The sequence below is a fragment of the Ralstonia soli genome (assembly GCF_023955655.1).
GTDB classification, from domain to species: Bacteria; Pseudomonadota; Gammaproteobacteria; order Burkholderiales; family Burkholderiaceae; genus Ralstonia; species Ralstonia soli.
In genome coordinates, this window is record NZ_JAMXHT010000003.1 from 282,452 (window position 1) to 295,091 (window position 12,640).

The following is a 12,640-nucleotide window of genomic DNA, read 5'->3' on the forward strand; positions in this document are numbered from 1 at the left end:
CGCCAGCCATGTCTTCCGCCTACGAACCACGCCCGCCCCTGCTGCGCGTCTCGGCGCTGAGCAAGCACTACGCCGCCCCCGTGCTGCGCGAGATCGATCTCGACGTGCACGCCGGCGAGGTGCTCGCGCTCACGGGCGAGAACGGCGCGGGCAAGAGCACGCTATCGAAGATTCTCTGCGGGCTGGAGACGGCGACGTCGGGCGCGATGTCGTTGGCGGGCACGCTGTACGCACCGGCTTCGCGCTGCGCAGCCGAAGCGCTGGGCGTGCGCATGGTGCTGCAGGAACTGAGCATGGTGCCCACGCTCACGGTGGCCGAAAACCTCTTCCTCGGTGAGCTGCCCCAGCGGCTGGGCTTTGTCGATCGGGCGGCCCTGCAGCGCCAGGCCGAGCAGGCGCTCGCGCGCGTCGGCCTGGACCTCGACCCGTGGACGCCCGTGCACACGCTAGGCATCGGCCACCGACAGATGATCGAGATCGCCCGCGCACTGGCCAGCGCCTGCCGCGTGCTGATCCTCGACGAGCCGACGGCCATGCTCAGCGCACACGAGAGCGCCACGCTGTTCGAACGCATCGAAGCGCTGCGCCGCGAGGGCGTGGCCATCGTCTATATCTCGCACCGACTGGATGAGCTGGCCCGCATTGCAGACCGCATCGTCGTGCTGCGCGACGGCAAGCTCATCACCGACGCACCGGCCGCCACGGTCACGCAAGAGGCACTGATCCAGGCGATGGTCGGGCGGGAGGTCGCAGCGGCGCCCGACACTGAGCACGCAGCGCGCGAACGCCGTTCCGGCGGCGGCGAACCGGCACTGCGCGTCACGGGCCTCTCGCGGGCGGGCGCCGTGCGCGACGTGAGCTTCGAAGTGGCGCCAGGCGAGATCTTCGGCATCGCGGGCCTGGTCGGCGCGGGGCGCACGGAGCTGCTGCGGCTGATCTTCGGCGCAGACCGTGCGGATGCCGGCACCATCGAAGTGGGCGTGCCGCTGGTGCCCGTGCGCATCCATTCGCCCGGCGATGCGGTGCGCCACGGCATCAGCCTGCTCACCGAAGACCGCAAGGATGAAGGCCTGATGCTCGGCCTGCCCATCGCCACGAACATCGCGCTGGGCAACATGCCGAGCGTGACGCGCCACGGCTGGCTGCAACCGGCCCGCGAACGGGCGCTGGCGCAGCAGCACATCCAGTCGATGCGCATTCGATGCGAGGGGCCCGAGCAGCCCGTTGGCGAGCTGTCGGGCGGCAACCAGCAGAAGGTGGCGATTGCCCGCTGGCTCGAGCGTGACACACCGGTCCTGCTCTTCGACGAACCCACACGCGGTGTCGACGTGGGCGCCAAGTTCGACATCTACGCCCTGCTCGATGCGCTGGCCGCACGCGGCAAGGCACTCGTCGTGGTCTCCAGCGACTTGCGCGAACTCATGCAACTGTGCGATCGCATCGGCGTCATGCGCGCCGGGCGGCTGACACGCATCTTCCAACGCGACGGCTGGAGCCAGGACGCCCTGCTCGCCGCCGCATTCGGTGAGTCGGGCGCTCCGGAGTCGCCGGCCACCGCATCGTCTTCGGAGACCGCGCATGCGCTCTGATTCCACCCTGCCGCCTGCCGCGGCGCAGAGCACACGCGCCGCGCTGGGCATGTCGCTCGGCACGGTCGGCGGGTTGCTGGCCGCGCTGGTTGCCATGCTGGTGCTCTTCGGCACGCTCTCGCCCACGTTCCTCTCGCTGCCCACGTTCACCACCATTGCCAACGAGATCCCCGATCTGCTGGTGATGGCCGTGGGCATGACCTTCATCCTGATGATCGGCGGGATTGATCTCTCGGTGGGTTCGGTGCTGGCGCTGGCGGCCTCAGTGCTGTCCGTCACCATGACCCAGTTCGGCTGGGGCGTGCTGCCCGCGGCGCTGGCGGGCGTGGCGCTTGCCACGGCGGCGGGCACGCTCACGGGCGCGGTGACGGTGCACTGGGGCATCCCGTCGTTCATCGTGTCGTTGGGGGTGCTGGAAATGGCACGGGGCCTCGCCTACAGCCTCACCGACTCGCGCACGGTCTACATCGGCAGCGCGGTCGACTGGCTTGCCAACCCGATCGCGCTGGGCATTGCGCCTGCGTTCCTGATTGCGATTGCCGTGACAGTTGTCGGCCAGATCGTGCTGGTGCGCACGGTGTTCGGCCGCTACCTTGTCGCCATCGGCACCAACGAAGAGGCCGTGCGGCTCGCGGGCGTGAACCCGCGCCCGTACAAGATTGCGGTATTCGCGCTGATGGGGCTGCTGTCGGGCCTGGCCGCGCTGTTCCAGGTCTCGCGCCTGGAGGCCGCCGACCCGAACGCCGGCGAGGGCATGGAACTGCAGGTGATCGCCGCCGTGGTGATCGGCGGCACGAGCCTCATGGGTGGGCGCGGCTCGGTCGCGCGCACGCTGTTCGGCGTGCTGATCATCTCGGTGCTCGAATCGGGCCTCGCACAGATTGGCGCCTCCGAGCCCACCAAACGGATCATCACGGGCGCGGTCATCGTCGCGGCCGTGGTCATGGATACCTACCGCACCCGGCGCAGCCGCATCAAGCCACACTAGAAGACAGAGGAGCACCACATGGCAACCATCAAGGACGTAGCCGCACTGGCCGGCGTTTCGTTCACCACCGTCTCGCACGTGATCAACAACACGAGGCCGGTGAACTCCGAGACCCGCAAGCGCGTGGAAGAGGCCATCCGCGCCACACGCTACGTGCCCAGCGCCGTGGCCCGCTCGCTCAAGCACCGCACCACGCGCACGATCGGCGTGCTGGTGCCCACCGCCACCAACCCGTACTTTGCGGAACTGGCGCGCGGCATTGAAGACGTCTGCGCCGCCGCCGGCTACAGCGTCATCCTCTGCAACTCCGACGACGACCCCCGCAAGCAGCGCGACTACCTGCGCGTGCTGATGGAAAAGCGCGTCGACGGCATCATCGTCAGCAGCGCAGGCCCCGACAACGCGCTGACCGAAGCCCTGGGCGAATCGGCGCTGCCCGTGGTGATGGTCGACCGCCCGACCGAAGGCATCCAGGCCGATCAGGTGCAGATCGACCACGAGGAAGGCGCCTACCTGGCCACCAAGCACCTGCTGGAACTCGGCCACCGCCGCATCGCCTGCATCAGCGGGCCGTCGGCGCTGAGCGTGACGGCCGGGCGCCTGGCGGGCTTTCATCGTGCGCTGCGTGAAGCCGGCGTGCCGGAAGCGTCCGCCCGCATTGCCGAGGGCGATTTCACCAGCCCCGGCGGCTACAGCGCCGCGCGCCAATTGCTGACCGAAGGCGAGATGCCCACTGCCATCTTCGCCAGCAATGACCTGATGGGCATCGGCGCGCTGCGTGCGGCAGCCGAGCTGGGCATTCCGGTACCGAAGTCGCTGTCCATCATCGGCTTTGACGACATCGAACTCAGCCGCTACGTCTACCCGGCGCTGTCCACCGTTGGCCAGTCGATCCGCCAGTTGGGCGAAACCACCGCGCAGACGCTGCTCGAACAGCTCGGCGATGCCGCCCTGCGCCATCCGGTTGAAGAACGCCAGGCCCGCCGCATCGTGCTGCCGCCGCGGCTGTCGCTGCGCGAGTCGACCGCCGAACCCGAGCGTCCGGCCCGCGCCGCCTGATTCCGCATTCGCATGCCTTCCACGCTTTCAACGTAGTCCCGCCATGGTGGCCAAGCGCCCTTCCGCCTCTTCCGCCCACCCGGCTGCCGACGTCCTGATTGTCGGCAGCCTGAACATGGACCTCGTCATCCGCACACCGCGCCTGCCCCGCCCCGGGCAAACGGTGGTGGCCCCCGCCCTGGAGACCATTCCAGGCGGCAAGGGCGCCAACCAGGCCGTGGCGGCCGCACGGCTTGGCGCGCGGGTCGCCATGCTCGGCTGCGTGGGCGACGACGCCTATGGCACCGCGCTGCGCGACGGCCTGCGCCGCGAGGGGGTGGACACGTCGATGGTGTCGGCGCACAGCGGTGCGGCCACCGGCATTGCGTGCGTGACGGTGGCCAACAGCGGGCAGAACACCATCGTCATCGTGGCCGGCGCCAACGAACTGCTGACGCCCGCCATGATCGAAGCGCAGCGCGCCGCGTTCGAGCGCGCACGCGTGATCGTTTGCCAGTTGGAATCGCCACCGGATGCGGTGGAATGCGCGCTCAAGCTGGGGGCGCGTCTGGGCAAGACCGTGATCCTGAATCCGGCGCCCGCCATCGGGCCGCTGCCCACGCCGTGGCTGGCCGCGTGCGACTACCTGATCCCCAACGAAACCGAAGCGGCCTTGCTGACCGCCCTGCCGGTCGATTCGCCGGAAACGGCGTTGGATGCCGCCGTCGACCTGCATGCGCAAGGGGCTCGGCACGTGATCGTCACACTGGGGGCGCGCGGCGCGGCGTATGTCGATGCCGACACGCGCCGGCTGATCCCGGCTCCCACGGCGCGGGCCATCGACACCACCGCTGCGGGCGACACCTTTGTCGGCGCCCTGGCGGCCGCGCTGGCCGAAGGCGCTGCCCCCGATGCGGCCCTCGCGTTCGGGCAGGCGGCGGCGGCCCTGTCGGTCACGCGGCTGGGCGCGCAGCCGTCGATTCCCTTCCGCAGCGAGATTGGCGCGCTTCATCACCCGGAGTCGTTGGCCGAGTGATGAGGTCCGGAACACCGACGCCGGTGTTCTGAACACCGTTCGCGGCGCGGCAGACTCCGACGGTGAAGCTCTGACCGTCGCGCACACCCCTTTCAGGTGCAACGCCGGAGCTTTGACCTCCATTGCCGGAGGTCCGAACGCCAACGCCGGAGCTCAGACCCTCGCGCATGCCCCTTTCAGGTGCAACGTCGGAGCTTTGACCTCCATTGCCGAAGGTCCGAACGCCAACGCCGGAGCTCAGACCCTCGCGCATGCCCCTTTCAGGTGCAACGTCGGAGCTTTGACCTCCATTGCCGAAGGTCCGAACGCCAACGCCGGAGTTCAGACCCTCACGCATGCCCCTTTTAGGTGCAACGTCGGAGCTTTGACCTCCACCGCTGAAGCTCTGAGCCTCAACGTCGGACCTCGAACCCTCACGCGTGCGCCTCCGAGGGGCGCCGCCGGACCTCCGGGCTCCACTGCCGGGCCTTTCATCTCCGCCGGTGAGGCGCACAGCCCCACAGACGATGCCGCAAGCTCCAGCCGTGAGGGCAAAAGCGGGGCCCGGCCGGCACTAGGCCGGCGTACTGGTGCTGCCGGGCGGGTTCGATTCCGTCGGGGCGCGCGGCACCAGCAGGCACAGCGGGTCGCGCACAATGCGCCGCAGCACCGCGCCTGTGATGCGCCAACGGTCCAGCCGCGGCAGATTGCGCGAGCGCATTGCCATGATGAACGCCAGCGCAAACGACACCAGCACGTTGAGCACACCCATGAGCGCAATGCCCGCCACGGCCAGCCAGAACGGGGCCGTATGCATCACGCCGGAACCCAGCACGCCCACCGCCGTGGCCACCGCACCGGTGGACAGCGTGACGTGGCGCACTTCCACATGGGGCCCGAAGAACGAGACGATCTCCGGCCCCAGCCCCAGCATGAACCCCAGCGACACGTTGGCGACGACGCCCGACAGATTGCGCTTCCAGAAATCGGCAATGCGAAGCGCCCGGCGCTCGCCCACCATGAAGCGCAGGCGCCGGTGATAGCTGATCACGTCGTGCACGTGGTGCAGCGCGAACCAGTTGTCGGCCCACCCTGCGGCCAGGCTCGACGCCCACAGCAGCACCCCCGTGAAGATGGCGTACAGCGGCGTCGGCCCCAGGATGGAGAACGAATCGATGGTCGCCACCGCCTTCTCGGTCGAGATCAGGTGGCTCTGGAAGACATGCCCGGCCACCCACTGCACCAGAAACGCCACCGGAGCCACCGCCACGAGGTTGCCGGCAATGGCCGCCGCGTTGGAGCGGATCATGGCGACGGTGTCGTCGACAAAGCGATCCAGCCCCTCGGGGCGGCCCACCTGGTCGAGCCGGTGCGCCAGCGCGGGGGCCGTCATGGCGGGCTGCTTGGTGGCCAGCGTGAAGTGGGCGAAATGAATCGCCAGAAAGCTTGCCGCGTAATTGAGCGACGCGAAGAACCCTTCGGCCACCCGGCTCATGTGCGCGCCGGTGATGAAGAACTTGATGTACACCGTGGCCGCCGTGAACAGGCCGCCACCTGCCGCCGCCTTGACCATCGCGCCGTATTCCTTGCCGTCGCGGGTGATGTAGTGCTCGCCGGTTTCGGCGGAACGCTCGACCACCTTGCGGGCCAGGTCGGCAAACGTGGCGCGGATGAGATAGCCGACGCTGCGGCGGTGCTGGCTGGCGGACACGAGCTCGGCCGTCAGGTGCACGAAGCGGCGCGAGGCACGTGCATCGGCCCACGCGGTGAGGAGCAGGTCGATGCGGCCGAGCCACGCCTTCATGCGCTCCACCTGGAACACGACCTCCACCGACACGCCGTTCTCGTCCAGGTGCTGGTAGACGCTGGCGGTGGCGGCTCGACACTGGTCCAACACCGCGCGCAGGTAATTGAGTTGCTGCGGGATCTGCTCAGGGCTGGGCAGCGCCCCGTCCGGGCGCTCCAGGAAGATGGCGTTGGCGGCATCGGCCAGCCGGTAGAACGGCAGGTCCGTCACGTCCACGTGGTCCAGCCGGGTGCGGATGGCGCGCGACAACCCGGTCGCCCGCACCTGGCTCACGAGAATCTGGATGCTGATGCCGAGACTGCGTTCGAGGCGCGTCTGGGCGGCGGCGTCCTCAGTATCGGCAGTGGCGGCGTCGTTCAGCCCCGTGCGGAACAGAGCGTGCAGGCGCGTGACGAGTTCATCGTCCAGGCCATCGACCCAGGCGGCATCGTGCGGGCCGACGAACAGCAGCGCAAACAGCGCGGCCAGTTGCGGCTGGTTGGGCGTGGGCGGCAGGAAGCGGGCCTGCCAGCGGTCCACCAACTCGCCCCAGAAACCCGAGCGCGACGACAGCCCCGTATCGCACAGCAACGACACCGGGTCGTTGTCTTGCACGATGGAGCGCACCGTTTGCCCGACACGTTCAGCCAGGGCCGGGTTGTTCTCGAGCACCTGTAGCAGGTAGCGCAGCCGTGCATAGCGCCACGAGGTGGACGTGGCCCCGGCGGGCCGATCGGCGCGGCGCAGCCAGTACGCCAGCTCGATCAGCCATTCATTGCGCTCAGCCAGGCTGCGCGTGGGGGCGAACTGCGCCAGGATGGCATCGAGCTGGTGGCTGGCGTGCCGTGAAGCGCGCCACTTGCGCCACGGGTTGAGCAAAAATTTGAACATCGGACTCCCTTGATGGCGGACACATGCGCCTGACGGCTGCATAACGTGCCCGCACCCCTGTCAGGCGACACGCAGCGCCTGAATTTGATCTGAAATTGTGTCAACGGCAACCCGCCGCCTGGCTCGCGCCGTGCGGCAGGCGTCTGACCACCGAAGCGGCCGCGCGGTTCAGGCAGCCGGAACGATGTGGTCTTCGCCGCTCGCCCCAAAGAGCTGCGACTTGAGCTTGGCCAGTTGATCGCGCACCTGCGCCGCCTTTTCGAATTCGAGGTTCTTGGCGTGGTCGAGCATCTGCTTTTCGAGCCGCTTGATTTCCTTGGACGCCTGCTTCTCGCTCATGTCTTCGTACTTGGCGGCCTCTTGCGCGGCCCTCAGCTCGGCGCGCGCGTCGTCGACGTTGTACACGCCGTCGATGATGTCCTTGATGCGCTTGACCACGCCGCGCGGCACGATGCCGTGCGCTTCGTTGTGGGCGATCTGCTTGGCACGGCGGCGTTCGGTTTCGCCGATGGCCTTCTTCATCGAATCGGTCATGCGATCCGCATAGAGGATGGCGGTGCCGTTTACGTTCCGTGCGGCGCGGCCGATGGTCTGGATCAGCGAACGCTCGGCGCGCAGGAAGCCTTCCTTATCGGCATCGAGAATCGCCACGAGCGACACCTCGGGAATGTCCAAGCCCTCGCGCAGCAGGTTGATGCCGACCAGCACGTCGAACGTACCCAGGCGCAGGTCGCGGATGATCTCCACGCGCTCCACCGTGTCGATGTCCGAATGCAGGTAGCGGACCTTGACGCCGTTCTCCGACAGGAACTCCGTCAGCTGCTCGGCCATGCGCTTGGTGAGCGTGGTCACCAGCACGCGCTCGCCGGCTTCCACGCGCAGGTGGATCTCCGAGAGCAGATCGTCGACCTGCGTCGTGGCCGGGCGCACTTCGATGATCGGATCGACCAGACCGGTGGGGCGCACCACCTGCTCCACCACTTCGGTGTCGCCCACCGTCTTCTTTTCGTAATCCCCCGGCGTGGCGGACACGAACGTCACCTGCCGCATCTTGGTCTCGAACTCGGCGAACTTGAGCGGCCGGTTATCCAGCGCGGAAGGCAGGCGGAAGCCGTATTCGGCCAGCGTTTCCTTGCGCGCGCGGTCGCCGTTGTACATGCCGTTGAGCTGGCCGATCAGCACGTGCGATTCGTCGAGGAACATCAGCGCGTCGGGCGGCAGGTAGTCAACCAGCGTGGGCGGTGCTTCGCCCGGTGCCGCGCCAGATAGATGCCGCGAGTAGTTCTCAATGCCCTTGCAGAAGCCCAGTTCCTGCAGCATCTCCAGATCAAAGCGCGTGCGCTGCTCGAGCCGCTGCGCTTCGACCAGCTTGTTTTCCTTGTAGAAGAAATCGAGCCGCTCGCGCAGTTCCACCTTGATGGTTTCGATGGCCTTCAACACGGTCTCGCGCGGCGTGACGTAGTGGCTCGACGGGTAGACCGTGAAACGCGGAATCTTCTGCCGCACGCGCCCGGTGAGCGGGTCGAACAGTTGCAGCGATTCGACCTCGTCATCGAACAGTTCCAGGCGTACGGCCATCTCCGCATGTTCAGCGGGGAAGATGTCGACCGTGTCGCCGCGCACGCGGAAGGTGCCGCGCTGGAAATCTGTTTCGTTGCGCGTGTACTGCATGGCGATCAGGCGCGCGATCACATCACGCTGGCTGACCTTGTCGCCCGCGCGCAGCGTCAGGATCATCTGGTGGTATTCGCTCGGGTTGCCGATACCGTAGATGGCCGACACGGTGGCCACGATCACCACGTCGCGGCGCTCCAGCAGGCTCTTCGTCGCCGACAGCCGCATCTGCTCGATGTGCTCGTTGATCGACGAATCCTTCTCGATGAAGAGGTCGCGCTGCGGCACGTAGGCCTCAGGCTGGTAGTAGTCGTAGTAGGAGACGAAGTATTCGACTGCGTTGCGCGGGAAGAACTCGCGGAACTCCGAATACAGCTGCGCTGCCAGCGTCTTGTTGGGCGCAAACACGATGGCCGGACGCCCCACCCGGGCGATCACGTTGGCCATGGTGTACGTCTTGCCCGAGCCCGTCACGCCCAGCAGGGTCTGGTACGAGAGGCCGTCTTCGATGTTCTCGACCAGCTGGCGGATCGCCTCCGGCTGGTCCCCGGCCGGCGGATACGGCTGATACAGCTGGAACGGCGAGCCCTCGAACGTGACAAATTTCGACTCGTCGTGCGAGTTGTCTTGCGGATGGGGGACTTGGCTCAGATCGGTCATGGCGGCGGGTGGGAATGGCAGCGCAAATCGCCAACAAAGTGACTCGTACGCCCCAGACAGATGGGGCCGACGGCGGCAATTGCAACCAATCGTCTAGTGTAGCGTGCCATCCGGAGGGCCCGCGGCAATCGTTTGGATATCCGGATTGGCGCCCTCTGTAGCGGCTGCCAGCATGCTTTAGACGCCTGTTCTGCAAGGTTTTTTCGGGCGATTAGAGCCTGTATTCGGTACAATTCGGTCTTGTGCCCGCTTCATGCATTCGGCGTCGGCAGCCCTGCCGACCGCTTGCGGCGCACCGCCTGCAGCACTCCACCGAATTCCGAACCAACCGATCGAGACATCTCATGTCGCTTTTCTCCGCCGTCGAACTGGCCCCGCGCGACCCCATCCTGGGCCTGAATGAAGCTTTCAACGCCGATACCCGCAGCACCAAAGTGAATCTGGGCGTGGGCGTGTACTTCACCGACGAAGGGAAAATCCCCGTGCTGCGCGCCGTGCAGGAAGCCGAAAAGGCCCGCCTGGCCACCATCGCCCCGCGCGGCTACCTGCCGATCGAAGGCATTGCCGCCTACGACCAGGCCGTGCAGAAGCTGCTGTTCGGCGCAGATTCCCCGCTGATCGCCGAAGGCCGTGTGGTCACGGCGCAAGCCCTGGGCGGCACCGGCGCACTGAAGATCGGCGCCGACTTCCTCAAGCGCCTGTACCCGAACGCCAAGGTTGCCATCTCCGATCCGAGCTGGGAAAACCACCGCGCGCTGTTCGAGTCGGCCGGCTTTGAAGTCGTCAACTACACGTACTACGACGCGCCGTCGCACGGCCTGAACTTCGCCGGCATGCTGGAATCGCTCAACAGCTACGCCCCGAACACCATCATCGTGCTGCACGCGTGCTGCCACAACCCGACCGGCGTCGACATGACCGCCGACCAGTGGAAACAGGTCGTTGAAGTGATCAAGGCCAAGAACCTGATCCCGTTCCTCGACATGGCCTACCAGGGCTTTGCCGACGGCATCCAGCAAGACGGCCTGGCCGTGCGCCTGTTTGCCGACTCGGGCCTGCCGTTCTTCGTGTCGAGCTCGTTCTCGAAGTCGTTCTCGCTGTACGGCGAGCGCGTCGGCGCCCTGTCGATCGTGACGACCAGCAAGGACGAAGCCACCCGCGTGATGTCGCAGGTCAAGCGCGTGATCCGCACGAACTACTCCAACCCGCCCACGCACGGCGGCACGGTGGTCGCCACGGTGCTGAACAGCCCCGAACTGCGCGCCATGTGGGAGCAGGAACTGGGCGAGATGCGCGACCGCATCAAGTCGATGCGCAACGCGCTGGTCGACAAGCTGGCCGCCAAGGGCGTGAAGACCGACTTCTCGTTCGTGAAAGCCCAGCGCGGCATGTTCTCGTACTCGGGCCTGACCTCGGCCCAGGTGGATCGCCTGCGTAACGAGCACGGCATCTACGCGGTGTCGACCGGCCGCATCTGCGTGGCTGCGCTGAACACGCATAACATCGACGCCGTGGTGAACGCCATCGCCGATGTGCTGTAAGGTGCGTTGACCGCCACGCCTGCGGGGCAAATGCAAAAAGAAAAGCGGCTTCGGCCGCTTTTTTGCTGCATATAAGTAGACTGACACGGGCGCATCATGAAAGCCGCGCCACACTCTATGTACCAAGAAGTATCAGGGTTTATGCTGCGTCGCAGTACTATGCATCGAGGCGCATAATCAGTTGCGTTGATCCCGTCACTCCGAATCGGTCCAGCCATGCTTTACCAGCTCCACGAATTCCAGCGCGCCCTGCTCAGCCCCATGACGGCCTGGGCCCAAGCGACCGCCAAGACCTTCACCAACCCCTTGAGCCCGCTGTCCCTCATGCCCGGCGCACAACGCTACGCCGCTGGCTACGAGTTGCTGTACCGCCTAGGCAAGGAATACGAGAAGCCGGAATTCGGCATCCGTTCCGTCAGGTCCAACGGCCGCGACATTCCGATCGTCGAACAGACCATCATCGAAAAGCCGTTCTGCCGCCTGATCCGCTTCAAGCGCTACGCTGACGACGCCGAAACCATCAAGCTGCTCAAGGACGAGCCGGTGGTGCTGGTGTGCGCGCCGCTGTCGGGCCACCACTCCACACTGCTGCGCGACACCGTGCGCACGCTGCTGCAGGATCACAAGGTGTACGTGACCGACTGGATCGATGCCCGCATGGTGCCGACCAACGAAGGGGCGTTCCACCTGGCGGACTACATCAGCTACATCCGCGAGTTCATCAACCACATCGGCGCCGACAAGCTGCACGTGATCTCGGTGTGCCAGCCGACCGTGCCGGTGCTGGCCGCCATCTCGCTGATGGCCTCGGACGGTGAGAAGACGCCGCGCACCATGACCATGATGGGCGGCCCGATCGACGCGCGTAAGAGCCCGACCGCCGTCAACTCGCTGGCGACCAACAAATCGCACAGCTGGTTCGAGACCAACGTGATCTACACGGTGCCGGCCAACTATCCGGGCCACGGCCGCAAGGTGTATCCGGGGTTCCTGCAGCATGCCGGCTTCGTCGCCATGAACCCGGACCGCCATCTGTCGTCGCATTACGACTACTACCTGAACCTGATCGAAGGCGATACGGAAGACGCCGAAGCCCACGTGCGCTTCTACGACGAGTACAACGCCGTGCTCGACATGGCAGCCGAGTACTACCTTGAGACCATCCGCGACGTGTTCCAGGAATTCCACTTGGCCAACGGCACGTGGGTGATCGATGGCAAGCCGGTGCGCCCGCAGGACATCAAGGGCACGGCGCTCTTTACCATCGAAGGCGAGCTGGACGACATCTCCGGCAGCGGCCAGACCGAAGCCGCGCACGGCCTGTGCACCGGCATCCCGAAGGCGCGCAAACAGCATCTGACGGCACCCAAGTGCGGCCACTACGGCATCTTCTCGGGCCGCCGTTGGCGCGAAGAGGTCTATCCGCAACTGCGCGATTTCATCCGCCAGTACGACCAGAACGCGCCGCGTATCAAGGCCGTCGCCTGATCGATTAGGCCCCAAAGAAAAAGCCTCGCA

8 protein-coding genes are annotated in these 12,640 nt (G+C 66.4%); 6 read left to right on the forward strand and 2 right to left on the reverse strand.

Going from position 1 to position 12,640, the window contains the following annotated elements; genetic code table 11:
- The first annotated feature begins 8 nt into the window (after window positions 1–8).
- From NG900_RS08340 to rbsK, 4 genes are read left to right on the forward strand one after another with little or no spacing between them, the layout of a single operon-like run.
- Window positions 9–1,589, forward strand: a complete 1,581-nt coding sequence (locus NG900_RS08340; RefSeq protein WP_252679098.1) for a sugar ABC transporter ATP-binding protein — start codon at window positions 9–11, stop codon at window positions 1,587–1,589.
- Window positions 1,579–2,577, forward strand: coding sequence for an ABC transporter permease (locus NG900_RS08345; protein ID WP_252679100.1), 999 nt, complete (start codon window positions 1,579–1,581; stop codon window positions 2,575–2,577). Before NG900_RS08340 ends, NG900_RS08345 begins: the two co-directional genes overlap by 11 nt.
- Before the next feature lie 18 nt (window positions 2,578–2,595).
- Window positions 2,596–3,636 (forward strand): LacI family DNA-binding transcriptional regulator, encoded by a 1,041-nt coding sequence (locus tag NG900_RS08350; RefSeq protein WP_252679102.1) that lies wholly within the window; start codon window positions 2,596–2,598, stop codon window positions 3,634–3,636.
- Between the two features lie 43 nt (window positions 3,637–3,679).
- The gene (rbsK, locus tag NG900_RS08355) at window positions 3,680–4,651 is read left to right on the forward strand and encodes a ribokinase (RefSeq protein ID WP_252679117.1); all 972 of its coding nucleotides are present in this window, start codon (window positions 3,680–3,682) and stop codon (window positions 4,649–4,651) included.
- Between the two features lie 553 nt (window positions 4,652–5,204).
- Here the strand turns inward: rbsK and NG900_RS08360 are convergent.
- Both NG900_RS08360 and uvrB read right to left on the reverse strand, forming a co-directional pair.
- Window positions 5,205–7,307 (reverse strand): site-specific recombinase, encoded by a 2,103-nt coding sequence (locus NG900_RS08360; protein WP_252679118.1) that lies wholly within the window; start codon window positions 7,305–7,307, stop codon window positions 5,205–5,207.
- A gap of 168 nt (window positions 7,308–7,475) precedes the next feature.
- Complete coding sequence (gene uvrB / locus NG900_RS08365; RefSeq protein ID WP_252679123.1) at window positions 7,476–9,581, reverse strand: excinuclease ABC subunit UvrB; 2,106 nt, start codon at window positions 9,579–9,581, stop codon at window positions 7,476–7,478.
- 344 nt (window positions 9,582–9,925) lie between these two features.
- Here uvrB and NG900_RS08370 point away from each other — a divergent pair, with 344 nt between their 5' ends.
- The gene (locus NG900_RS08370) at window positions 9,926–11,122 is read left to right on the forward strand and encodes an amino acid aminotransferase (RefSeq protein WP_252679125.1); all 1,197 of its coding nucleotides are present in this window, start codon (window positions 9,926–9,928) and stop codon (window positions 11,120–11,122) included.
- A gap of 216 nt (window positions 11,123–11,338) precedes the next feature.
- Entirely contained in the window at window positions 11,339–12,610 is a 1,272-nt protein-coding gene (locus NG900_RS08375; protein WP_252679126.1) for a polyhydroxyalkanoate depolymerase, read from the forward strand.
- Window positions 12,611–12,640 lie beyond the last annotated feature (30 nt).